The following is a 24,631-nucleotide window of genomic DNA, read 5'->3' on the forward strand; positions in this document are numbered from 1 at the left end:
CCGGCAAGCAACCCATTTGCCGGCTTTCGCCTTAAAGATATTCAATGAGAATCGCCGTTATCCGGCGGCTCCAGGCCTGCATTGGCTGAGTCGCCAACTGATTTTCGCGCATGTCAGGCGCGGGCCCGCGTTTCGAACTTTTTCCATCGGCAACCAAATTTGTTTGGAACCGATTCGCGGGACGTGCGTTTATTGCGGTTCGACTGCGCTGCGGTCGACCGGGAGGATAATTATGGATCGCTTGCATTTCTTTACCCCAGTGCGAATTGCGCGTGGGCAGGGATACCCTGTGGAGGAAGTCGATAGCGTCTCCGAGGCGATGGTGTTCCTGCGGAAGTGGCCAACGGGACGGCGCGGCCCGGTTTATCAATGCGCCCTGAATTGCTGCGCGGCGGCACTATCGGGCAAGATGTCGGCCGAGGAAGCGCGCAAAGCCTTTGTCGGCTTTGCTCGCATCACCCGGCTGCTCGACGACGACATGGCGCTGCCGCTGGGCGGCGCGTCGATGGACAATGTCCACGCCTTGAGGCGCTAGCGCCGTCACGCCCCCGCGGCTGCGCTGACAGATGTGACGATGAGGCGTCGGCTTATGGTCGACGTCGCCGTGCTGTTGTCGGTTCAGTTTTCCTTGAAAGAGCGTGTGAGCGAAGCCTGCACCGGGGCCAGCATATAGTCGAGCAAAGTGTGCTCTCCCGTCAGGATCATGACCTCCGCCGGCATGCCGGGCGACAAGTGCACGTCATGCAGCTCTGCGAGATCGGCGGTGTCGACTTTGACCTTGGCGAGGAAATAAGGCTCGCCGGTCTTTTCGTCCGTCAGCCGGTCGGCCGACACCGATGTGAGCAGGCCATGGATTTGCGGCAGATGCCGGCTCGGATAGGCCGACAACACCACGCGAGCCGGCATGTCAGGATGTACCACGTCGATATCCGCCGGTTTGATGCGTGAATCGATGACCAGATTGGGCTCGTTGGGAACGATATCAAGCAGCGCCTGGCCGCTTGCGATCACGCCCGATTCGGTCGTTATGCGCAGGTTCATCACCGTTCCGGCGATTGGTGCGACAATGTCGGTCCTGGCCAGCACATCCTGGCGCGAAGGTAATTGGCTGCGCAGTTCAGCCAGGTCCCCTCGCACTTTTGCGAGATCCTCATTGGCGCTCTCGCTGTCCTGTTGGCGCAGGTTGAGGAGCTGGAACTCGGTCTCGCCGATCTGCTGGTCGTTATGTGCCACTTGCGCGCGGTTCGACGCCTGATTGGCGCGGATCTCGGCCTGGGACCGCTGCAGCGCCAGTATCCGCGGCAGCCGCTCCAGTCCCTGTTTGTACATTTCCTGCGCTGAGGCGATCTCCTGGTCGATCAGCCTGAGCTGCTCGGCCTCGGCGGCAATCACCTCCCTCGATCCTGTACTTTGCTCCTGGATTTGCGCGATGCGCTTGTTGAGGATTTGCGTGCGCCCCGCACGGGTCGCCAGGCGGCTGTCGAGCAGCGCCTGTTCCTCGGCGACCACCTTTCGCGCCGTCTCGCTGTCGATCGATGTCAGCTCCTTGGGCAAGGTGATCCGGTCCTGCCCGGCAAGCTCCGCGACCAGGCGCGCTTCGGTCGCCAGCAGTCGGATATAGTGGCCTTGCAACTCGTCATAGCGACCTTGGGCGTCGGTCGTCTTCAGGCTGATCAGCACCTGGCCGGCGCTCACCTTGTCGCCGTCCTTTACGTGGATCGCGCCGATGATGCCGCCCTCCAGATGCTGGACGGTCTTGCGATAGCCCTCGGGGCTGACAACGCCGTTGGCGACGACGGCGCTTGCCAGAAGGGCGACGCTTGACCACGCGGCGGTGCCGCCCACGAAGACGATCACCGACACATAGCCCAGCATGCGCGCTGGCCGCGTCCGTTGGTTCAGGTCGCGGCCGCTGGCGCGGAGGGCAGGTGACCGCCGCCGGACCAAGCCTGAAACCAGCAGCAGGACGAGCACGCCGGCGGCCGCAATCATCGTGACGCGCGTCGGCTGGTTCAGGCCGCTGAACGAAATCGATGCCGCGGCGACCAGATCGCCTGCGGAAATGGACAGTCTGTCCGCCAACGCGCCCAAGCTATCCATCAGCCTGTCCAGCATCGTCGAGAAGTCGCCAAATCGATCACCGCCCATGGCTCACTCCCCTGCCTTCCGGTTTGCTGGCGCATTGGCGGCGATCTTGTCCCGTATGGCCGCCGGCACCGGGATGTGCCTGGGCTGGCCTGCCAGCGCGCCGAGCACCTCGTCGCGCGTGCCGAACATCGAAAGGGATCCGTCGCGGATGAGGGCGATATGATCGGCAGTGCGCAGAAGATTGGTCTGATGGCTAATGATGACTACCGTGCGGCCCCGCTCCTTGAGCTGCTGGAGCACGTTGAACAGCGCCACTTCGCCTTCGCCGTCGAGGCCGGTGTTCGGCTCGTCGAGGACAATCAGCGGCGGGTCACCGAATAGCGCCCGGGCCAGCGCGATGCGCTGGCGCTGGCCGCGCGATATCCAGGCCCCATGCGGTCCGACTTCGGTGCGATAGCCGCTCGGCAGCCGCAGGATCATTTCGTGGATGCCGGCGAGTTGAGCCGCGGCTATGACCGCTTCGCTGTCGACGTCACGCAGGCGGGCGATGTTCTCGGCGATCGTTCCAGGGAACAGCTCGACCTGCTGCGGCAGATAGCCGATATGCTGACCGAGTTCCTCCGCAGGCCAGTTCCAGACCTCCGCGCCATCCAGCCGGACGTGGCCGAGCGAGGGCCGCAGCGTGCCGACAATGAGACGGCAGAGCGTGGTCTTGCCCGAGCCGGACGGGCCAATCACGCCGCAGGTCTGGCCGGGTTCGACGCCGAAGCCTATCGCGTTCAGCAGCGCCTGCGACGTCCCTGGCGCACAATAATGCAGGTTTTCGAGCTTCAGCCGGCCTTGCGGGCGGGGCAGGCTGACGCCGGCTGTTTGCATCGACCTGGTCTCGGCGAAAAGCTTCATCAGGTTGCGGCGCGCGGTCCGCGCGCTGACCAGACTGCGCCAGGCGCCTATCGAGCGCTCTATCGGCGCCAGCGCGCGGCTGAGCAGGATGGAAGCCGCGATCATCGAGCCGGGTGTCAGCTCGCGACGCAGGACGAGATAGGCGCCGAGCCCCAGCACGGCCACCTGAAGGGCGAGACGCAGCGAACGCGACAGGCTGCCGATGATGGTGGTGCGCTGTAAAATCCGGGTCTGGATGTCGATCAGCGATTGCTGGTTTTGCTCCCACCGCCGCAGTGCCGGCTCGGACATGCCGAGCGAGCGCAATGTCTCGGCGCCATCGACGAATTGACCGACGGCGGCCTGGCTGCGACGCAGTCCCGCTGCCGCATCCTGGCCTTTGCGGCGGGTGAGGAAATCGTTGGCGAGCGCGGCGCAGAACAGGAGCACGGCGCCGGCAAGGCCGACTACACCCAATGCCGGATGCAGAAACCACATGAACGCCAGGAAGACCGGCGTCCAGGGCGCGTCGAGGAAAGTCAGTATGCCATCGCCGGCAATGAAGCCGCGCAGATCGCCCACGTCCTTCAGGCCGGTTTCGAGGTTGCTGCCGGCCAGGCGCGCCTCCATCGCGCGTTCGATCACCGGAACGCTGAGCTGGTCGTCCAGCCACTGGCTGATATGGCCGAGCATCATCCGGCGGGCGTGTTCCAGCAGGCCATAGACGGCGATGGCGCCGATGACGGCAAGGGTAAGCCATAGCAGCGTGTCTATCGACCCACTCGACAGCACTCTGTCGTAGATCTGCAGCATGTACACGGTGCTGGCGAGCAGGAGGAGATTGGTAAGCAGGCTGAAGAGAAGGAGGGCGGGCACCTGATGGCGGGCCAGATGCATCACTTCCTGGAATTGTGGCCTTGGCTGCATCACGGATACCCCCCGCTTCGATGCCGTTTGTCAGTGCCCGGCCCCGGCATTGAATTGGCGCCTGGGCCGGTGTCGTTACGGGGGCAGCATCGGCTGCCCCCGTAAGGTCAGGCGTCAGGCGATGTCGACCAGAATGTGCTGCACCGCTGTCGTGTCGCCATCCGCGTCCGCTATCTGGACGCCGAAGTCGAGGTGCGCGTCCGGTGTCGTGGTCTGCGTCGAGGTGAAGCCGAGGTCCACGATCTTCAGCACGTCGTTGTCGGTCGCGTCCCAGTTCACCAGTGCGGTCTGAGAGCTACCGCCGGCTGAGCCCGTCGCCCGGTTCAGGTCGATCGCCGTCGGCGTCTCCTGAAAGCCGGCCAGGTTCGGGTTATCGGGACCGATGATCCCGTTACCGGACTGCATGATCTGTGCACCCTGGATCACCCAGTTCTCGCCGACACCATTGTAGTCGTTCCTCTCGATGATGATGAGGCCGTCGTTGTTATCGAGTGGGAAGTCGGCTGCGTATGCGGTAGGCACCTGCCCCATTTTGTAGATGTCGGCGTTCTCGATGTAGATCGCCTTGGTGGTATGCACGCTGCTGTCCGTGCTGCTGACGAGTTGAAGGATGACCATCAGGTCCTCACTGGTGCCGATCCCGTCGAACTTGATGGCCATGTCGGCGGCCGTCTGGCTCGGGGTGATGCTCTCGGTGCCGATGCCAGGGCTGGTGTCGAAGAACCGCAGCGTCAGCAATTCGCCTTTCTGGATGGTGTCGCCAGCGACCCCGTTCGTGCTCTGGGTAGCAGACACCCAGTCCTCGTGGTTGTTGGTGACCAGATCGCCAGGGTTCCACGCGGTGTCGGTGGGTGTCGCGTTGTCGCTGTCGCCGGTGGAGTTAAGACCGAACTTGATGGTGTTGGTGACCGAGTTCGCCGTGAACTGCACGAAGAAGTCCCGGTCGGTCGTTTCGGGAGTGCTATCCGCCTCGAAGAGCTTCTCCACCACAATGTTCGGGTGGCCGACATTGCTCGTGGGCTCCTTGGATAGAAGCTCACTGGTGTGCAGGATGTCTTTGGTGAAGCCCTCCACCGCGTCGTTCAAGGTGATGGTGTAGGTGTCAGCAGTCTTGTTGAAGACTAGGGTACCGCCCGCCGTGGCCGTTTGGTCGCCAGCCGTATTCGGGTCGCTGTCGTACGAGATTTGCCAGTTGAACGTTGCCTGGGTGGCGTCTTCCGACTGGAGCGTCGCGGACGAGCTAATGAACGGCGTCTGCGTGTTGGGGACCAGACCTGTGAGGTTGCCACCAAGGCTGAGCTGGATGCCGGTAGCCACGACGTCCTGGTCGGCGAAGTCCGAGTGCGTGGTGTCGTAGAACGCGGCTGGGTGGGCATCCGCGCCAACATCGTAGCCGAAGGCTCCGGTGGCCGACGCGTTGAGCGTGTTGGCCAGCGTCTCGTGCGTTCCGGGACCGTTGCCGGCATTTTGGTCGCCGTCGAACGGCACCGTGATCGTCGGGGCATCGTCCTTGAAGACGAGGCTTGTACCGATGTTGGCAGTGTCCGTGGCCTGATCGCCGTCACCGTCGGTGATGGTCGCCGTCAAGGTGACGAGATCATCGGCCGCCAGCGTGGTTGCCTGATCGGGTCCGGTGTCGGGCGAGTGTATGACTGCACGTGCCTGATCGAGTGTCACGTTACCATCAGCATCCACGCTCACCGTGAACACGATATCGCCCGCAGCTGATCCAGCGCGGCCAACCACCTCACCGTTTTCGACGAAAAGCAGAACCGACTGGCCGGTCAAAGTGTCCGTCAGGCCGCTGTCGTTCGTGATCTGACTGATGTCGAGCGTGTAACTGATGGCGTCGCCATCCGCACCAGCATTCGAGTGGAAGGCAGCGGAGAAGTCGCCGCTGTTGTCGCCCAAATTGGACTCATCAACCGTGATCGTCGGCTTGGTGCCGTCTGCCGTGATGCTCGGCCCATCGTCCTTGAAGTTGAGGTTCTGGCCGATGTCGAGGGTGGCCGGTGCGTGGTCACCGTCCTTGTCGGTGACGGTCGCGGTGAGTTGGATCAAATTGTCGGCTGCCAGAGTCTTGCTCTCGTCCGGGTCGCTGGTGGGATGGACCACCGCGCGGATCTGATCGAGGGTGACGTTGCCCGAGGCGTCGACAGAGACCGTGAACACGAGGTCGTTGCTCGTGGCTGTGCGACCTTGGATGGCGCCGCCACTCAGCGAGAGGACGACAGGCTGCCCAGTCGCGGTGTCGACAAGTCCGGTCGAACCTGCCGTAAAGCTAAGCGCGTAGGTCACCGTGCCCGCCCCGTCTGCCCCGTATAGCGGGCTGAAGTTGGCGGCAAAGCTCTTCGTGTCGTTGGTGCCAAGAATCGTCTCGTCAACGGTCAGCGTCGGCTCGGTGCCGGTCGTCGAAATGCTTGGTCCATCGTCGTTGAAGTTGATGAAAGAGCCGACTTGTTCGTTGTAGGCGTTGGCCACGTTCCCAGCAAAGTGCACTTCCTTGACGTCGAAATAGTCCTTCTCCATGTCGATATTCTTGATGGTGAATCGGTCGAACGTTCCGCCCGAGCCGCCCGCAGTCGTGAAATCGACGGTCACGCCCTCGCGGACGTTGTGCAGGATCATTCCGGTGCCGCTGAGATCAACTGTTATGCCCAGGGCGGCGGCCGTCGTCGCGACGCCGTTCAGCTTGAACGTCACTCCGGTGATATTGATCTCGGTATCGTTGTCGTCACCCGGCAACACGGAGCCTTTCGCGTTGTCGTTATTGTTGTAGGCGTGGACCTCAATATCGGCCACGGTGTTGGTGGGTGTGGACTGCGAGATCGAGAAACCTGCGCCGGAGACGTTCTCGATGTGGTCGGTGTAGTTGGGCGCGAGCGGCGTGTCGGTAAAGTTCTTGCCAGCGCTCTGGGTGCCGCCATTTATCAGATCGATCTGAAGCTCACGGCCGAAGCGTACATCCTGGGATGAGACGCCCAGGCCTTGCGTGCTGACGTTGACTTCAGCCTGCACCCCATTGTCGTGAGCGGTGACAAGGATCTTCTGTGAGCTCGCGACGTCGGCGTCGAGGATGTACCAATTGTTGTGTCCGGGAGGGGCGTCGCCGAGCTGGCTGAAATTGAGCACGGTCGTTCCCGTGACCGATGCGAACACCTTGTTGAGCAGATCGATTTGGTCGTTCGGGTTAGTTGCATCCGGATGGAACAACGGCACATACTGAACCAGGTACAGGTCTGCATTGGTGGCGCTGGTGCTGGCCAGCCCAAACGAGAAGGCGAGTGGGCCGGTCGGGGCGGGCATGGTGGCCGCGTTTGAGGTCCCAATGACGCCGATCACAACGTTTGGGTGAGTTTGATCTTGGAACAGCCAGACATAATTGCCATCGACCGTCCGGATGCCGCTGTTGACGCCGACGGTGGTCGAAAACGGAGTTCCGGAGGAATTCTGCGTGAGAATAACCGAGGTGATGGTTTCGCCCGCATTTGCTGAGGCCACCACGAAGTCGGCTTGGTAGGCGACTTCCGGCGAGGCCAATCCACCCGAACCGTCGAGGCTGAGGAGATATTGCAGCGTGGTGTTGCTGGTAGGGCTAATATCATCTTCCTGAAAACCGGTGGTCTCGTCGATGATGATGTCTTGAGCTGTGATGTCCAGTGCCATTGGTAATTCTCCCTGGTTTCAATGCGGCAGCGCGATTTCAGCCCCAACGCTGGCAACCGGCCGCACGGACGCGCATCGCTGGCCAGGCCAGCGCTACGCGCCATCGTTAAAGAAAACTGGAGTGGTGAATTGACTCTCAGGAGGGGTAGAGGGGTTCGGAGGAGCCGCCGCTGATCCTCCGCTCCTTGCCCCGTCAGGCAATTCTAGGGGGATGCGTCCTGCGCGCATCGGCGGCCCACCAACGGCGGCCGCCAAGGATCGATAATGAGGGCATACTAACCGCCCCTCCCCAACAGGCATGACTGCCTGCACGCCTCCAATGCTCATATTATGAGCAGCTAATGTTTACTCTTATTTGTGGAAAATTAAAACTGGACTATTGATTTTTTAATAACTATGTGACTGAGGAAAATGGTCCCTCTCGAAATGGGACTTATGTCCCTGCCATCGAAGTATCTGAAAATAAAAGAGAATGCGGTATATTGCGCTGACAGATTTGATTATGACAGGGGCAAACAGCATTGAATAGGCTTATGCGGACGACGCTAGCCATAGCACCAATGATGGATCGGGCAGATAGCTAAGTAATATCAGATGGTTGCGGGCAGCCGTGTGCAAAAATCGCACACAAACGTTCTGCTTCTCTTCTTTTTTCGTTCCCACGACGGAGCCGCCGACAGTCCCATTCGGACGCTCTCTTGCCGCCGATGTTGGCCGTTCCATCGCGAATGTTCGCTGCGATATCCATGGGCCTTAAAGTCCGATGCGGCATCCAATTTCCCTGGGGTTCCTGGAACTTTCGGAATCTGGGTCGCACCTCAGCCCGAATTGCGGGTGCTTATGGACAAGGCGGGGTATTAGGTTCGGTTTTTGGTCGGTTTGTAAGGCACCGGCTTATGATATGGGCGGTGTTCGGATAGCGCGCTTCATCACACATTTCCAATATGAACGACAGCTTTGCGCCTCAAGCCGGTCGTTCAGAGGTGTTTGCCGATTACCCGGAAGTGGACATTTGCCCTTGATGAAATCAACGTCCTCCTTGCCGGATTATCCGCGGTCATCCGTTTTGGACCGCCCGGCGCAACGACCCGAAGCGCAAGCGGTATTGCATCGGCGTAATACCGACCTTGCGGCGGAACAGGCGCCCGAAGAAACTCGTGTCCTCGTAGCCGACCTCGTTGGCGATCGCCTCGATGGCCTCGTCGCTCGTTTCCAGCAGCCACTTGGCTTCTTCGAGCCGCAGCGCGTGAACATAGTCCAACGCGTTCATGCCCGTTGCCTTGGCGAGGCGACGCGCGAAGGAGCGTTCGGGCAAACCCGACAGGCGCGCCATGACGGCGACCGGTGCCGGCTTGCGGAAATTCGATTCCGCCCATTGCTGACTTTGCTTGATCACTGCGTCGCTGGTCTGCCGCGAGCGCGCCAGCGTGGCGAAGGGCTGCTGGCCGAGGTCGTGCCATTGCAGCATGTAGACCCTCGCCACCTCGATCGCCTCACGAAGACCGACGAAGCGCGCGATCAGATACAGAGCCAGATCCTGCCAACTCGATCCGCCGCCAGCCATGACGATGCGCTGCGCCTCGCCGCTCAGCACCAGCGACTGCTCCACTTTCACCTTTACGCCGGGATAGTTGTTCGTCAGCGCGTCGACATAGCCCCAGTGGATTGTCGCCTCGCGGTTCGCGAGAAGCCCGGCTTCGCCCAGCAGCACCGCGCCTGAACAGGCGCTCGCCAGCAGCGCGCCTTCCTCATGCACGCGCTTCAGCCAGCGCGCTTCAGGGTCATACTGCCCGGCGACGCTTTCGCCCGGATTGACGAAGAAATCGGGGATGCAGACGATATCAGGACGCGGACAGTCGGCAATCGTGTGATCAGGATGTACCCAGACGCCGTTCGCAGCGCGAAACCGGTCTGCTCCGCGCGCCACGACCTAGGGCCGCATCCGCTGGTCGCCAGCCATGCCCTGCGTGATGAAGCGAAAGTCCCGCCCCGGCGAGGAGAACAGGTCGACCATCCCGTAGAGCGCCGAAGCCGTGACCTCGGGCACGGCGAGGATCGCCACATTGAACGGAGCCACCTGTTCAGCCATGGCAGAAATGACCGTTTCGTTGCATTTTCGACTTTAGCCGGCGCATTCGTTCCGCGCTAGCATTCTGGAAACGGAGGATGGGACGATGAACGCGACGACCACGCCTTCGCTTTCGCCAGCCAGCATCGAAAACCTTCGCTCCAGAATGCGCGGCGAGGTGCTGGTTCCGACGAACGAGGCCTACGATGCCACCCGGGTCGTTTGGAACGGCATGATCAACCGAAGCCCAGCCCTCATCGCCCGCTGCCGGAACGCCGCCGATGTCATGGTCTCGGTAAATTTCGCGCGCGAGGACAGACTCGCCATCGCCATCCGTTCTGGCGGCCACAATGTCGCCGGTTATGCGGTCTGCGACGGCGGATTGATGATCGACATGTCGCCGATGAACGCGGTGCGCGTCGTGCCCGGCCTCGACCGCGCCATCGTCGGTGGCGGTGCGACCTGGGCGGATGTCGACGCCGCGACGACGCCTTTCGGCCGTGCCACGCCGGGGGGCCTCATCTCCGCGACCGGCGTTGCGGGCCTGACATTGTCCGGCGGCATCGGGTGGCTCCGCGGCACTCATGGCCTCTGCGTCGACAATCTCGTCGCGGCCGATGTCGTCACCGCCGAGGGCAAGCTGATCCGCGCTGACGAGACGGAAAACCGCGATCTTCTCTGGGCGCTCCGCGGCGGCGGCGGCAATTTCGGTGTCGTGGTGAGCTTCGAGTTCAAGCTGCACCCGATCGAATCTGAGCTGATGTTGTGTGGCCCCGCCTATCCCGAGGAACGCGCGGACGAGGTCATTGCGCGCTGGCGCGACTTCATGGAAACGGCACCGGACCGGCTGAGCGGACTCGCTGAATTCTCGATGCTGCCTGACGATCCTTCCCTCCCCGAGCCCGCGCGCGGCCGGCGCGTAGTGTCACTTGCGCATGTGTATGACGGCCCGGCGGATGAAGGCGAACGGATTGTAGCGCCGCTCCGCGGTTTTGGCGAACCGCTGGTCGATTTCAGCGGCCGCATGCCCTATTGCACCATTCAGTCACTGTACGACGCGCTGTTTCCGAAGGGGCGCGACCGCTGCTACTGGAAATCAACCTATCTCTCCCGCCTCGACGACGGCGTCATTGCGGATATCGTACGGCAGATGGCGAAACGTCCGTCCGAGATGACTTTCGCCTCGATCTGGAAATTCGGCGGCCACGTGCAGCGCGTGCCGGAAGACGCGACCGCCTTCGGCGACCGGTCCATGCCCTACATGCTGAGCCTCGACGCGATCTGGTCGAGGGCTTCGGACGACGACGCGAATATCGGCTGGGTGCGCACCTTCTGGCAGCACATGCAGCGACACTCGACCGGCCGGCTCTATCTCAATTTCCCAGGCCATGGCGAAGGCGCCGACCTCGTCCGCGATGCGTTTGGCCCTCAGGCTTACGGACGTCTTCAACAGGTAAAGCGGCGCTATGATCCCGAGAACATCTTCCGGATGAACCAGAACATCGATCCTGGAGCCGCATAGTGACCTGGAGGCTGAATTTCCTCGACCGACGATCCTTCAAAACAAACTCTCCTGCGCCTTTTGGGGCTTCGATCAGCTCATCTAGCCGGAGGCCAAACGGCAGCTGTCCGCTAAACGCGCTCTGATAGCGGACCGACGGCTCTCGGCGCATAGCGAACTCCGCGTCCCGTCATGGGCCGCTCCAGCCTAGCTCTTTACTCGGCATCGCCCGGGTACGTCGCCACGAGCGTCACGATCTGCCGCCCTCTCCAACCCCGTGCTCGAGCTTACGGCGGGCGGCGACGGGCGGTGTCAGTCGAGCCCGGCTACGCGTAATCCTTTGATATAGCGCGCGCGATCCTTTTCGTGGATGATGGGGTGGTATTTCTCGACCCAATCCACGGACACGGATGGATGTAGGCGCCGCGTTTGTGACAGCGCGTGGGTGGCGGCGGCGTGATCGCCCGCCATGCCTGCGGAGGCGGCGTAGGTGCGCCAAGCCGTCCCGAAATTCTGCCTGAGATCCACAGCGCGCCGCTCGAACTCGGCTGCCTCGACATAACGCCCCGCCATGAAATGACAGAGCCCGACGACGGAAAGGCTGCCCGCCTGCGTGAAGTCGCGCGGGCTGAGCCGGTCGGCAAGCGCGACATGGTGCAGACCGTCGTCGGGCATGCCGGCATAGGCATAGGTCGATCCAAGGATCATGTGCGCGTAGGCGAGGCTCGGATTGAGGGTGATCGCCTCAGATAGGGCTTTAACGGCAGGATCGAAACGGCGCGAGGCCATATGCACGAAGCCCGCGGCGAAGTGCGTCCAAGGGTTCTCCGGATCGCTGCGGATCGCCCGTTGCGCCATGTCGTGGGCAGTCGACAAGGTGGCTTCGGCATCAGCCAGTCCAAGCATCACCTTTGCGCCGAGGCCCCAGGCTACCAGGCAGTTGGCGTGTGGATAGTCGGGGTCGATGTCGATAGCTTTTTTCAGCAGCCGCTCGGCGATCTCGAAATCCGGCATCGAACCCCAGGTCCAGACATAGGGCATCGCCTTCATGACGAACCCCCAGGCGTCCAGGCTGCCGGGTGACCGGCTCTGGAAACGCTCCTGCTCGGCCACGTAGAGCCTGGGCTCGATGGCACCGATTACGCTTTGGGCGATCTCGTCCTGCAGCGCGAAGAAATCGGCGATTTCCGCATCATAACGCTCCGCCCAGATCTGGCGCCCGGTGTTGGCATCGCTCAACCTGGCATTAATCCTGAGCCGCTGTCCGGAACGGCGCACGCTCCCATCGAGCACATAGCGCACGCCAAGTTCGCGCCCGATATGCTTCACGTCGACCGCTTTACCGCCATAGGTGAAGGAAGAGTTGCGGGCCGAAACGAAGAGCCAGCGCAGCCGCGCAAGGCGAGTGATGATGTCTTCGGCGAGACCGTCGCCGAAATATTGCTGCTCGCTGTCGTCGCTAAGATTCGCAAAGGGCAGCACGGCGATGGAGGGCCCAGCCTCCTCGTTGTCGGATGGGGTCGAGGTCGCGTCAAGGAACTCCACCGCGCCGCCGAAGCGGTAGCCGATCCGCGGTATGGTCGCGATCCACTCGGCATCGTCGGACGCCCGCCCAAGCAGTTTGCGCAGCAATGCGATCTGGACGGAGAGGTTGCTCTCCTCGACCGTCGCGCGCGGCCAAGCCGCGTCCATGAGCTCCGCTTTTGACAGAACTTCCCCAGTTCGCATCACCAGCGCTGCCAGCAGCAACACACCGCGATAGCCGACGGGAACGGGAACGCCTTGCCGGAGCAGCGTTCCTGCCTCCGGATTGAGCTCGAACGGGCCGAAGGCGAAACGCTTCCCCATCATGGAACAAACTAACATCTTTTTGGAGCTTTTCGGAACTTTTCGGCCATGGCCCCGCGACCTTGCCGCGCGCCGGGTTCACGCTGACAAGGTGTTTCGAGACAGGAGAGCCGAAAATGTCCGCTGTAGTTTTCGATCGTATCGGGTTTGGGACCGAGACCACCCAGGTAACCCCAGTGAGCACTCCGCGCCCCCGCGATCAAGAATTTCGCGCAGCGCTCGACCGCTATATAGCTGCCTATATTGCCGATCAGAAGCGCCGAACCGAGGGGAATGCGGCTTCGCAACTCGATGGGGAATGATGCGGGATCACACTATCGGCCACCGTCCGTTCGTTCGCAAGTCACCTGCGCAACTATGGCTAATATGATGGACATTAATTTAATTCGTTGACGGCTTTTGCCTCGCGTATTGGCTCCAGAAGGTTTGCGCCTTGCGCCCGCCTGTCGAGCATCTGCTATCCCAACATTTGAAGGACCAGCTGCAGGATAGGGGCAGTGACGTCCCTCCTATTTCGAGGCGGATAACGGGGCACAGGCGTTCCTCGATCGTGACGGCGAGATGGAAAGGGGGATGGCTTTCGCCATCACCCATCAGACGTCTCCCTCTGTGGCACGCCAGCCTATTCGAGAAGATCGGGGTGTTGCCTGAGGATGCGCTGCCAGAGCGGCTGGCATTGAAACCAGCCTGCGGCGGGCGTTCCGTTCACCGCGCGAGCGGCTCGGGCATTGGCCGGATCGACCTGCAGCGGCGTCCCCACGCTCTCGGCGAGGAACTGCGCCTGGCAACAGCGTTCCATTGAAATGAACCACCAGACTGCTTCGTCGACAGTTTCACCGACCGTAAGCAGACCGTGATTGCGCAGGATCGCCGCTTTGTGGGCACCAAGGCCCCCGGCGATCCGGGCCGCCTCGCTTGCCTCGGTGATCAGCACCCGCGTGTCATTGAAGAAGATGTGATCCTCATAGAACGCGCATGCGTCTTGCGTGATCGGATCGAGCAGCCGGCCCACCGCCGACCACGCCTTGCCATAGATGGAGTGGGCGTGGGCGGCCGCGACGACATCCGGCCGCGCGGCATGGATCTCATGGTGAATGGCGAATGCGGCTACATTGACCGGCATCGTGCCCTCGATCACATCGCCTGAGCAGTCGACGCGGATGAGGTCCGAGACGGTGATATGTGCGAAATGCATGCCGAACGGATTAACCCAGAATGTTTCGGTGAATTCCGGATCACGTGCCGTGATATGTCCGGCAACGCCTTCGCTGAAGCCCAACTCCGCGAATATGCGGAAGCCGGCAGCGAGCCGCTCCTTTCGGTGTTGCCGCTCCTGCTCTAGGGTTGCAAAGCGCGGCGGCCCCCGCCGTTTAAAAAACGGTTCATAGGCCTCCTGTTTGCGGATGGCCAAATCGCTTTCAGTGTCTGGAATTGACTTGACGACGTCCATGGCGCGCCCTCCTTGGGGTTCTGCACCGTCGGCATGACGGCACGCCTCAGATTGGGGAAGCTTCTCGCGCGCGTCTCGAAGGCTGCATCATTTGTTCCGAATTCTTCCGAATGGATGCCAAAAAGAGTCGAGTGTCGCGGCAATGATCCGAATTTGCCTGGTGCTGGACATGGATCTCAATCCGATCGAGCAGGCTTCGCCAATGTCAAGCCACTGGACGCGCTTCCAGTTATGTTGTTCCGGGTCGGCGGCTATTCCCAGTCAACCACGAAAAGCCGACAGTCTGCAATCGGCCCAGAGCGGCGACCCGCACCGTTTCTCCTTCGGCCGATCAAGGCCGAGGAGAACTCAAATGGGCCATTCTCAGTTCGATGATGCTAGCCGGGAGCGCGCAGCTTGTAACGCTGGAAAGAAGGTGGGAACCAAGCGTCCGCTCACGCAGAAACAGATCTGGGCCGTCCGCTTCTTCCTCGATCGCGAGCGCCGTATTCGTGACCGTGCGCTGTTCGATCTTGCGATCGACAGCAAGCTTCGCGGCTGCGACCTGGTTAAGATCTGGCAACGAGATTCGGCGGCAACGCGCCTGATGTCGGGCAGAGATCTTCGCCTCGCCTTTTCCCGGAAGCAGACATTGCCGGAGACCATACGGGTAGGTCGAAGTCGCTTCAGAACCAGAAACAAACGACAATAGCTTAGATACGGCTGGGCTTGCGGTGCAAGTCAGCCCATTCGCCGGGAGCTCATCGCCGACTAAAGGACGGTCAAGCGGCTTTCATGGCGTTGCAGATTTCTTCGACCAGCATGGCGGCCGAAATCGAGCCCGGGTCCGGGTGGCCCAAAGAACGCTCGCCGAGACGTGCGGCGCGGCCGACGGTTGCGACCATGTTGCGTGTCGCTTCTGCTCCCTGTCGGGCAGCCGTGATTATGGCATCAGCATTCTGACCATCGAGTGCGGCATCGGCGGCCGGTCCCCAGGCATCGAGCATCGTCTTCTGGCCGGGTTCCGCCTTGCCACGCTGGACGATGCCGTCGCGCATCGCCGCAATGATGGTCCGCAGTTCGCCATTCGGCATTGATCCGCGCGGACCTGCGGCCTTGCCGGCGCGCAGAAGGGCGGTCGCATAGAGTGGCCCTGAGGACGCGCCGACTGCGTTGAGAAAGCCTTTGGCGGCGGCATTGAAGACGTCCTGCAGCGTGCCCTCGGTAGCCTGGGCCGCATCGGCCGCGGCTTTCATGCCTTGTTCCATGGCAATACCGTGGTCGGCGTCCCCAATGACCCCGTCAAGGGCGCAGAGCCTGTCGCGCTCAGTTGCCATCCGCGCAGAGATGGTGCCGAAAAGAATTTTCAAATCCGCGGTCGTAAACTCCATCTCGCTCAACTCCGGAACATGGCGCAGTCGCAGGGATGGTCGATCATGCGCTGCAATTCGTCATCGAGATGCATGATGGTAATCGACGCGCCGGCCATGTCGAGCGACGTGCAATAGGAGCCGACAAGCGTCTTGTGGACCGCCAGTCCGGCAGACTTCAAGCGCTCCGCGATCCGCGCGTTCAGGATGTAGAGTTCCATCAGCGGTGTTGCGCCGAGCGAGTTGACCAGAACAGCGACACGAGAGCCGGCCGGCGCCTCCATTTCCGCCAGGATCGCGTCCATGATTTCGTCGGCGACATCATTGGCCGAACGCAATGGCCCGCGCCGCACCCCCGGTTCGCCATGGATACCCATGCCGATTTCCATTTCGCCAAGGGGAAGATCAAAGCTCGGCTTCCGCGTCTGCGGCAGGGAACAGGACGAGAGCGCCACGCCCATGGTGAAAGTGCGGTCGTTGGCGTGCCTGGCGATCCGCTCCACCTCGTCCAGCGGCATCATCATGTCGGCGGCAGCACCAGCGGCCTTGAAGATGAACACGTTGCCGGCCACGCCGCGGCGCTTTTGCCTTTGGTCGCGCGGCGCCGACGCGATGTCGTCGGTGGTCAGCACCGTGCGTGCCTCAATGCCTTCCATCTCCAGCAGCTCGGCGGCCATGTCGAAGTTCATCACGTCGCCGGCATAGTTGCCATACATGAACAGGACGCCTGCACCGCCGCTCGCGGCCGTCGCCGCGTCCACCGCCGGCTGCGGAGGGGGCGAGGCGAAGACGTTGCCGATCGCTGCGGCATCCACCAGTCCCTTGCCGACATAGCCCAGGAAGGTCGGCTCATGGCCTGAGCCGCCGCCGATCACCAGCGCGACTTTGCCGGGCCGCGGGCCATTCTTGGCAACGACCGCGCGCGGGGCGTTGTCAGGGCGCCAGAGATGCTCGGGATGGGCGGCCATGATACCGACCAGCATTTCGTCCACGGCGGCATTGCCGTCGTTGATCAGCTTCTGCGTCAGGCTCATTCGTGTCTCCCTGTATCGTCTCCGATCGTGAGACTAGAGTGTTTCGCGACGGCGGGGAAACGGTCTTCTTCTGGTCCAAGCAAGGTCGCGAAGCATGAAGCCGCGAAGTCTCAGCGGGCGTTGTACTTTGCGTCGACCTGGTCGATAGCGGCAACATTGCTTGCCGACCGCCCCTGCGGATCGAACGTCTCCTTCAGGAAGGCATCGGCGATCGACTTCGCCAGTTCCGTGCCGATGACGCGCGCGCCCATGGTGATGATCTGGGCATTGTTCGACAGCGCGGCGCGTTCGGCCGAATACGTATCGTGGGTCAGCGCCGCGCGGATGCCTGGCACCTTGTTGGCCGAGATGCAGACGCCGATGCCGGTGCCGCAGATCAGGATAGCCCGGTCATATTTGCCGGCCAGCACATCGCTCGCGACCCGGTCTGACAGGTTGGCGTAGAATAGATCGGGACCGGCCCCGGTGCGCGACACCTCCGACACCTCGTGCCTGTCCTTCAGGTAATCCGCGAGAACCTTGGCCAAGCCTTCGCCGGCGCTGTCGCCTGCAACCGCGAGCTTCATGATCGTCTCCTTCATAATGTTGCGGCGCATCTGGACAGGATGTCGAAATAACCCTCGACAGCCCAGGCGGAGCGCCCGATGAACAGCCCGTCGACATGCGGGCATGCGATTAGTTCGGCGCAATTGCCGGGATTGACCGAACCGCCATAGAGGCAAGGGACACGGCGCCCGAGCACGTCTTGGGCAGTAGCGACGATCTCCGCTTGGCGGGCGTCGGCATAATCCGAGGTTGCTGGAATGCCGTTTGCACCGATCGCCCAGACCGGCTCGTAGGCGAGCAGGATCGGCGCGCTCTTCTGCATGGCGCCGAGCTTGGAGAGTGCGCCGCGCACCTGCCTGTCGAGAACCTCGCTGGAAAGGCCGGCCTCGCGTTCGGCCAATGTCTCGCCAATGCAGATCAGCGGAATGAGGTCGTGGCGCACCGCGGCTTCCGTCTTGAGGGCCACGGTTTCGTCGGTTTCGCCGAAATGCTCGCGCCGCTCGGAATGGCCGAGCTCGACGATGTCCAGGTTGCAATCCCTGAGCATCACCGGCGAAATCTCGCCGGTCCAGGCGCCTTCGTCGGCCCAATGCATGTTCTGCGCGCCGACTTTCACGGACGTACCCTCAAGCATCGCCTTGACCTCGCGCGCGGCGGTGAAGGGCGGGATGACGAAGCGTTGGATGCGCGGATCGCCTTGCGGATCGGCAAGCAGCCCGCCGGCGAAGGCCTGCGCCTCGGCAAGCGTCTTGTTCATCTTCCAACTCGTGCCGATCCAGATTTGAGGCATCTGTGTCATTGGTCAGTCCTTTGGCGGCGATCCGAATGCGGGCGGGTGCGGCATGGCGCTGTCACGCGCCGGAACCGTCGCGGATGGCCAGGAAATAACGGTCGGTTCCGACCTGCCCGCCTTTCAGCGCGACCTCCAGCCCGTCGATTGCGGCGATGCTGGAGTGGGCGACGCAGAGCGGCGAGCCGGGCGACGCCGGCAGCGGCATCCTGACCGTCAGCGCATCGACTCCCATCTGCCCGAGTGCATGGCTGGAGGTATCGCCGCCGGCGATGATCACGCGCTTTAACTGATGCGCAATGGTGAGTTCGCGCAGCAATTCGCCAAGGCCGCGGCCGAGCTTGTGGCGCGCGCCTTCCTGGCGGTCGATCTCGGCGCCGCGATCGGCGGCAGGGCCGAGCGCGGTGTAGAGGATGACGCTTCGACCCGCTTCGAGGCTGGTCCTGCCGGCGGCGATCGCCTGCGCGATCGCCTTGCCGGAATGCTCCGAGACAAGCTCGACCGGGTCGACCTCGATGCCGTCGAAACCGTCGCTCATCGCATGCCGGATCTGCCGCTCCGTCGTCGGCGAGCAACTGCCCGACACCACAGCGATGCGCCCGGCGGCGCCCGGTGCGGGAAAATCTGTGCCGGCGCCCGAAACCGTGCTCGCCCATTCGGCAAGCAGCGCATATTCGATGCCGGAGGAGCCGACGACGAAATATCCGCCCGGCTTGCGGGCACGCCAGATCTCCTTGCCGGCCAGCGCCTGGGTCTCGGGGCTGTCGACATCGATCAACACGATTGCGGCGCCTTCGGCGGCCAGCCTGTCGAACGTCTCCGCTCGCGCGGTCGAGCGCAGCGTCGCCAGATCGAGCAATCCGGAGGCAAGCCCGGTCTGTCGTGACAGGTGGACGAGCAGGTCGGATTCGTTCATTGGCGTCGCGGGGTGCCGGCTCATCACCGGGTGTCGGTCGATGCGATAATATCTGTTGCGATACGCGGCGAACAAATGGCCGAACGCGGTGTAGCGTTTGAGCTGCGGCGCACCGACCACCAGCGGCACGCTTTCTTGAGCGAAGACCGAGCGGCCGATCTCGATCGCCCTGCCGATGCTGCCGATCGTCGGGCTGGAATCGAAGGTCGAGCAGACCTTGTAGTGACAGAGTTCGGCTTGAAGCGCTTTCAGCCAGACGAAAGCATCCTTGAGATGCGTGTCCATCCATTGCGGGGATTCGCTTCGGCTGGTGCCGGCGAGCCCGACGGCGCGACAATGGGCGAAACGCTGAAGCAGGCCGGCATCCGGCTTGCGTATGAAAAGCACGGTCGGCACGCCGCCGAGTTCCAGCGCCTCCATCACGTCGGTCGAGCCAGTGAGGTCGTCGCCGTAGTAGCTGAGGAGCAGGTCCTGCATGCTCAGGCCGCCTTGCCGTCGGCGAATTTCTCGATCGAGCGCGCCAGTTCCACATGGGCTTTGGCAAATTCCGTCAGCGGAATGCCCTCGACCGCTGCCTGCCAGGCCTGCAGCACGGCGCGCACGCCGGCGCCCGGTCCGTCCGGATGGCTGACGATACCGCCGCCGCAGAGGTAAAGCAGGTCGATCGTGCGCCCTGTGCGTCGATAGGTTTCCGGCGCCTGTCCACCCCATTGGCCGGAGCAGGCCACAGGCAGCGCGCAATCCTCAGGCGAAAACACCGGCGTCGTCACCGCCTCGAAAGAGCGGATGAAGGAGTCATCCGGCTCCCAGTATTTCGAGCCGATGCCATTGATCTGGAACTGATCGACGCCCAGCAGCCGCCAGAACTGCTGCCAAACCTTGAAATCCATGCCGAGGCCGGGGTGGCGGGTCAGGATGTCCCAGCCATTGCGATGCGCATGCAGCGCCAACCCGGAACGCTTCCTGAGGAAAGCCATGCCGCCGAAGCCGATGGAGTTGACGTTAACCACCGCGCAATTGCCGCCGGCCTCGAGCACCAGATCGTGGTTGCGCATCATCTGGTCCGGATCGGCATGCGAGATGCCAAAGGCATACATCACCTTCTTGCCGGTCTTCTGCTCGTGGTCCAGGATCAGCGGCATGATCGCCTTCACGCGTTCCGGCAGCGGCGAATAGGCCGGGCTCATCAGCTTCTCGTCGTCCTTGATGAAGTCGACGCCGGCCCCGATCAGCTCGCCCACGATTTCAGCCGTCTCATGCGGCCTCAAACCAAGCGCCGGTTTGACGATGGTGCCGATGATCGGGCGGCCTTCGACGCCGGTCAGCCTGCGACTGCCGGAGATACCGAATTGCGGGCCGGGATGGGCGCCCTTGAATTCTTCCGGCAGCTTCATGTCGATGACCCGGACACCGGACAGGCCCCTGATCGAATAGGTGCCGCCGATCGCAATCGTCATCAGTGCCGCGAGATCGGTGCCGATCGCGTCCAAGGGGAAGGCGATGTCGACATCGGCACGCTTGAAGGGACCGCTGCCGGCCTCGGGAATGGAAGGTTGCGCCGTATCCGGCAGATGACGGATCGCCAGCACGCGCGCCGCCACGCGCGCCTTCAACTCCTCGGTTTCACCCGGCAGCGCGACGAAGGTGCCGGTCGACTGGTCGCTAGCGATCTTAGCCGCCAGTCCCTCGATGCTCCCCGAGGTCTCGATGCGATAGGTGAGGGTGATCATGGCCGGCAATACCCATTCGAAATGCCTGGAAAAGAATTCCCTGAGTCCAAAATCTGGTATAATGAGTACATAAGCATTGCAAGCAATATCCTGGCTGGCGCGGCGCCAAAGGACGATGGACATTCCGCAAATTGCGGTCACGGTGCTAGATTGGAAGCAGGGCCAAGGGAGTGATTCGCGGCGATGAACCGTTCGGAACCGATCGTCCGACGCAAGCTTTCCGATGAAGTCTTTGCCAGGCTGAAGCGGCTGATCACTAGCGGTGAATTGCAGCCGGGCGATGACATGCCGTCCGAGCGCGAACTGATGGAGCGCTTCGAGGTCGGCCGGCCGGCGATTCGTGAAGCGATGCAGGCACTGAGCAATATGGGCCTGGTCGCCATCTCGCATGGCGAGCGTGCCAAGGTACTGCAGCTCACCGCCAAATCGATCATCAAGCAGGTCGACGGCGCGGCCAAGATCATTCTGTCGTCATCGAAAGACACGCTGGAGTATCTAAAGAGTGCGCGCATCTTCTTCGAGCGCGGCATGGTCAAGGAAGCGGCGGAGAAGGCCACGCCCGAGGACGTTCAGCGGCTCAGGGCAACCGTCGCCGAGCAACGTGGCGCGCGCGGCGATGCCGAGGCCTTCATCTCCGCCGACATGAAGTTTCACACCCAGATCGCGGCGATCTCGGGCAATCCGATCTATGTCGCGGTCAGCGAGGCGATGCTCGGCTGGCTGAAGGAATACCACACGGAAATGCTGATCTGGACCGGCAAGGAAAAGTTCACGCTGACCGAGCACGAGGAGATCATCGGCCGCATCGAGAAGAAGGATGCCGACGGCGCCGAGAAGGCGATGATCAAGCATCTCGAGCGCTCGCGCGCCCTGTATGTGATGAACTCCGAGAAGTAGCTTCAGCCGATCCTGCCTACGGCATAGGCGGCCATTGCCAGGGGCCCCGAAACCGCGCCTGGAGCAAGCCTGCGCGCTCCCGCTCCATCCCAGATCGTAACCGGACCCGCCGCTCCGCCCGCGAGCGCCGAGGCGTCGACGGTCACATCATCCGATGTGACGTTCGCCAGCCAGACCGTGATGGCGCCGGCTGGTGAGCGGCCCGCCAGAACGGCCACGCGATCGTCGCTCACGCGCATGGCAATTTGCGAATGACCAGCCAGTGCGACCAGGCCCTGCAACACGTGGAAGACCGGTCGCGGCTTTCCCTCCTCGGCGGGCTCGCCGGTTGTCGCCAGCACACCGAATGGCCCGGTGAAGCCGGAGAGCGTCAGCATCTCCAACCTGGCCGGCGCGACGCGCGCGGCGTAGCCGATCGTCCACGCGGCGGCGAACAAGCCGGCATGACGCGGATCGCGATTGGCCATTGCGATGCGCTGGCCGTTTGGATTGTCCTTGGTGGCGCCGCCATAAGGATTCTGCCGCATGGCGATCGTCGACGGGCCGATGCGATAAGGCTTCGCCCCATAGATCGCCCTTGTCGACTGAGTGATGAAAGGCAGCGCCTCCAGCGACTGCATGACACTGAGATCGTCCGCCGCGTGCACGATCGGACAGGTGCAATGGGTGATGAAATCGAGCTGGCCGGCGGGAACGCGCTTGCGGTTGAGCTCGGTGAAATAGCTGAACATGCCGCCGCCGAGACGGATGTCCGGGAAGGCGCGCCGCGCGGCGCCATAGACGTCCTCCAGCGGCGGACAGGCCGGCCACGCGCTGCCCGGCGGTGTCGACTGCCGGTCGACAGACGGCGAGACCGCGACGGCATCGAGCCGTAGGCCGGCCCGGCGCACCATGTCGGCGACACCGGAGAGCTCGGCGTCGAGATCGCCAGCGCAGGCGACCACGCATTCGAGCGTTGTGGAGGCCGGGTATGCTGCGGCGAGCCTGGCATAAGCCTGCAAGGCGTCCCGGCCGTGGCCGCGTGTCGAATCGTAATGGAGGAGGAGCTGCTGTGGGCCAAGCTTCTTGAGCAGCGGAAGGTTGCCCAATGCCGCTTCGACATCTTCCGGATAAATGACCAGGCCGACATCGGGCAGCTTCGCGCCGGTCTCGCCTGGTTCGATGCGGACCGGTTCGGCGCCGATCGCCTTGGCAGTCTCCTTGGAGCCACCGGTGATGCGCAGGCCGATCGTCTGTCGCATCGGCTGGCCGGCCGGCAGCATATAGGGCCATGGCAGAGCGAGCGGCCGCACATAGGTCTTGTAGGAGGCATCCGACCAGTTACGCTGGTCTTCCATCTCGAAAATGTCGCCTTCCATCAGGCATTCGGCGCTAACGCCCGGCCGCACCTGATGAGTGATGGCGCGCATGTCTTTGAAAGGCTGCCAGGGGTCGATCAGCAGCGGCAGCTTGGTATTTACGATGGTGCCGTCCGTGTGCTCGACCTTCACCGGGCTGCCGGCGAGGCCGGCGATCGGATGCAGGATGCAGAAACCGCAACGGTTGGTCTCGAAATCGCTCTGGGGCAGGGCGGTAACATCGAAGCTGAGCCGGCCATCCGCATGGCCGTCGATCGCGGCTTGGAAGCCGAGCCTGCTTCCGTCCGGCCCCTCGCAGCTTGCCGAGTAGCGCACCCAGAAATGGTCGTCCTTCTGTTCGATGGCCAGATCCGCCAGCGCAGGTTCATAAGTGCCCCAGTCACGGTCGCGCACGATATAGGCGATGGCGCGCAGCACCTCGGTGCCGGCGTGGCGAATGGTGCGCAGATTGCCGTTGACGAAATCGGCGCTAAGCGGTCCTGCGCTGAGCCTGACAGGCTCGGCTTCGACCGCGTGCGTCCCGTAGAGCAGGAACGGATCAGCGGTCATTTGAGTAGCTCGTTGATCCGTACCGGTTGCCGGCTGGCCGCACCGGCATAGGCGGCCTCGACCAGCGCGAATGTCTTGAGGTTATCGGCGCCGCAGGTGGCGGGTTCCTTGCCAGCGGCAAGGCAGTCCACCCAGTGCTTCTGGATCGCCGCGACGCTTTCCTGGATGTTGTGCCACGGCCGCGACGCCCAGGAAAGCAGCGGCGGCGAGACGTCGGTGACGCTGGTGCCGCTCCTGCCGGTGACCGTCAGGCGGTAGCCCTGCGCCAGGCGGATCGTGCCGTCCGTCCCGTCAAGCTCGATCAGTGTCTCCGGGAACGGCTCGGTGGCAAGCTTCGTCGCATAGCTGCAATCGACCACGGAGGTTGCGCCGCCCTCATGATCCATCAGCATCGTCGCCACGTCTTCGCCGGCGATGGCTGGATTGACGCGCGCAGTACGCGCCGTGAGGCTCAATACGTCGCCGAGCAGGAAGCGTGCGATGTCGAGGATGTGGATGCCGAGATCCTCGATGATGAAGCGCTTGCCCGTTGCTAGATAAGGCTGACCGGAAAACACATCATAGGCCGAGCGGAACGAGATGCGCCCGAAGAACGGCCTGCCGATCTCACCGCTGTCGACAACCGCGCGCGCCGCCTGGATCGGCGACTGCCAGCGGAAGTTCTCGTGCACCATCAGCGGCACGCCGGCATCCGCGCAGGCTTTCACCATGGCCTTGGCGTCGGCCAGCGACGGCGCAAACGGCTTCTGACAGATCACGGGCACGCGGTTGGCCGCAGCCATCTCAACCAGCGGCCGATGGCTGCCGACGGTGGTGGCGATGTCGACGAAGTCGAGCGTCTCGCCGGCAAACATCACGGCCGCATCGCCATAGCGCCGCTCGATGCCGAACTGGTCGCCGACGATCCGTAGTCGCTCGGGGTCGCGATCGCAGATGGCGACGATCGAGGTGCCGTCTATATCGCGCCAGCCATGCATCTGGTTGACGGCGAAGAAGCCGCAGCCGATCAGCGCTCCACGCAACTCAGCCATG

At 62.7% G+C, this 24,631-nt stretch carries 19 protein-coding genes; 4 read left to right on the forward strand and 15 right to left on the reverse strand.

Annotation, left to right across the window (positions count from 1 at the left end; translation table 11 throughout):
* Nucleotides 1-232: 232 nt before the first annotated feature.
* Entirely contained in the window at nt 233-535 is a 303-nt protein-coding gene (locus LB525_RS10100) for a DUF982 domain-containing protein (protein WP_095765383.1), read from the forward strand.
* Between the two features lie 83 nt (nt 536-618).
* On the opposite strand, the gene LB525_RS10105 is transcribed toward LB525_RS10100, so the two are convergent.
* The 5 genes from LB525_RS10105 to LB525_RS10125 form a co-directional block, all read right to left on the reverse strand.
* On the reverse strand, nt 619-2,148 hold the full coding sequence (locus tag LB525_RS10105; RefSeq protein ID WP_224544485.1) for an HlyD family type I secretion periplasmic adaptor subunit: 1,530 nt from the start codon (nt 2,146-2,148) through the stop codon (nt 619-621).
* A 3-nt stretch (nt 2,149-2,151) separates the two neighbouring features.
* A complete protein-coding gene (locus tag LB525_RS10110; RefSeq protein ID WP_224544582.1) occupies nt 2,152-3,897 on the reverse strand; it encodes a type I secretion system permease/ATPase in 1,746 nt (581 codons plus the stop codon).
* Nucleotides 3,898-4,011: 114 nt separating this feature from the next.
* Nucleotides 4,012-7,563: a DUF5801 repeats-in-toxin domain-containing protein gene (locus tag LB525_RS10115; RefSeq protein WP_224544486.1), complete on the reverse strand. Its 3,552-nt coding sequence runs from the start codon at nt 7,561-7,563 to the stop codon at nt 4,012-4,014.
* Between the two features lie 1,057 nt (nt 7,564-8,620).
* Nucleotides 8,621-9,490: a GlxA family transcriptional regulator gene (locus LB525_RS28640; protein WP_224544487.1), complete on the reverse strand. Its 870-nt coding sequence runs from the start codon at nt 9,488-9,490 to the stop codon at nt 8,621-8,623.
* A 3-nt stretch (nt 9,491-9,493) separates the two neighbouring features.
* The gene (locus LB525_RS10125) at nt 9,494-9,652 is read right to left on the reverse strand and encodes a hypothetical protein (protein ID WP_224544488.1); all 159 of its coding nucleotides are present in this window, start codon (nt 9,650-9,652) and stop codon (nt 9,494-9,496) included.
* Nucleotides 9,653-9,737: 85 nt separating this feature from the next.
* Between LB525_RS10125 and LB525_RS10130 the strand changes: the two genes are divergently transcribed.
* Nucleotides 9,738-11,153 (forward strand): FAD-binding oxidoreductase, encoded by a 1,416-nt coding sequence (locus LB525_RS10130; RefSeq protein WP_224544489.1) that lies wholly within the window; start codon nt 9,738-9,740, stop codon nt 11,151-11,153.
* A 291-nt stretch (nt 11,154-11,444) separates the two neighbouring features.
* Here LB525_RS10130 and LB525_RS10135 read toward each other — a convergent pair whose 3' ends face one another.
* Nucleotides 11,445-12,881, reverse strand: a complete 1,437-nt coding sequence (locus LB525_RS10135; RefSeq protein WP_263492745.1) for a winged helix-turn-helix domain-containing tetratricopeptide repeat protein — start codon at nt 12,879-12,881, stop codon at nt 11,445-11,447.
* A gap of 721 nt (nt 12,882-13,602) precedes the next feature.
* Nucleotides 13,603-14,430, reverse strand: a complete 828-nt coding sequence (locus LB525_RS10140; RefSeq protein WP_224544490.1) for a class II aldolase/adducin family protein — start codon at nt 14,428-14,430, stop codon at nt 13,603-13,605.
* A gap of 352 nt (nt 14,431-14,782) precedes the next feature.
* Between LB525_RS10140 and LB525_RS28700 the strand changes: the two genes are divergently transcribed.
* Nucleotides 14,783-15,121, forward strand: coding sequence for an integrase (locus LB525_RS28700; RefSeq protein ID WP_411909040.1), 339 nt, complete (start codon nt 14,783-14,785; stop codon nt 15,119-15,121).
* A 70-nt stretch (nt 15,122-15,191) separates the two neighbouring features.
* On the opposite strand, the gene dhaL is transcribed toward LB525_RS28700, so the two are convergent.
* The 6 genes from dhaL to oiaX form a co-directional block, all read right to left on the reverse strand.
* Nucleotides 15,192-15,800 carry a dihydroxyacetone kinase subunit DhaL gene (dhaL, locus tag LB525_RS10150; RefSeq protein ID WP_224544584.1) on the reverse strand — a complete coding sequence of 203 codons (609 nt, stop codon included), beginning with the start codon at nt 15,798-15,800 and terminating at the stop codon, nt 15,192-15,194.
* Nucleotides 15,801-15,805: 5 nt separating this feature from the next.
* On the reverse strand, nt 15,806-16,813 hold the full coding sequence (locus LB525_RS10155; RefSeq protein WP_224544491.1) for a dihydroxyacetone kinase subunit DhaK: 1,008 nt from the start codon (nt 16,811-16,813) through the stop codon (nt 15,806-15,808).
* A gap of 110 nt (nt 16,814-16,923) precedes the next feature.
* Nucleotides 16,924-17,379 carry an RpiB/LacA/LacB family sugar-phosphate isomerase gene (locus tag LB525_RS10160; protein WP_224544492.1) on the reverse strand — a complete coding sequence of 152 codons (456 nt, stop codon included), beginning with the start codon at nt 17,377-17,379 and terminating at the stop codon, nt 16,924-16,926.
* Between the two features lie 11 nt (nt 17,380-17,390).
* On the reverse strand, nt 17,391-18,149 hold the full coding sequence (locus LB525_RS10165) for a triose-phosphate isomerase (protein ID WP_224544585.1): 759 nt from the start codon (nt 18,147-18,149) through the stop codon (nt 17,391-17,393).
* Between the two features lie 61 nt (nt 18,150-18,210).
* A complete protein-coding gene (locus LB525_RS10170; protein ID WP_224528607.1) occupies nt 18,211-19,542 on the reverse strand; it encodes a four-carbon acid sugar kinase family protein in 1,332 nt (443 codons plus the stop codon).
* A 2-nt stretch (nt 19,543-19,544) separates the two neighbouring features.
* The gene (oiaX, locus tag LB525_RS10175; RefSeq protein ID WP_224544493.1) at nt 19,545-20,795 is read right to left on the reverse strand and encodes a 3-oxo-isoapionate-4-phosphate decarboxylase OiaX; all 1,251 of its coding nucleotides are present in this window, start codon (nt 20,793-20,795) and stop codon (nt 19,545-19,547) included.
* 183 nt (nt 20,796-20,978) lie between these two features.
* On the opposite strand from oiaX, the gene LB525_RS10180 reads away from it, so the two are divergent.
* Nucleotides 20,979-21,692 carry a transcriptional regulator NanR gene (locus LB525_RS10180; RefSeq protein WP_224544494.1) on the forward strand — a complete coding sequence of 238 codons (714 nt, stop codon included), beginning with the start codon at nt 20,979-20,981 and terminating at the stop codon, nt 21,690-21,692.
* Nucleotides 21,693-21,694: 2 nt separating this feature from the next.
* Here the strand turns inward: LB525_RS10180 and LB525_RS10185 are convergent, their stop codons facing one another.
* Together LB525_RS10185 and LB525_RS10190 are read right to left on the reverse strand one after the other, a co-directional pair.
* On the reverse strand, nt 21,695-23,599 hold the full coding sequence (locus LB525_RS10185) for a hypothetical protein (RefSeq protein ID WP_224544495.1): 1,905 nt from the start codon (nt 23,597-23,599) through the stop codon (nt 21,695-21,697).
* Nucleotides 23,596-24,630, reverse strand: coding sequence for a Gfo/Idh/MocA family protein (locus tag LB525_RS10190; protein WP_224528599.1), 1,035 nt, complete (start codon nt 24,628-24,630; stop codon nt 23,596-23,598). Before LB525_RS10190 ends, LB525_RS10185 begins: the two co-directional genes overlap by 4 nt.
* Between the last annotated feature and the right edge of the window lies 1 nt (nt 24,631).

This window comes from Mesorhizobium sp. CA16 (assembly GCF_020165175.1).
In the GTDB taxonomy this organism is placed as follows: domain Bacteria; phylum Pseudomonadota; class Alphaproteobacteria; order Rhizobiales; family Rhizobiaceae; genus Mesorhizobium.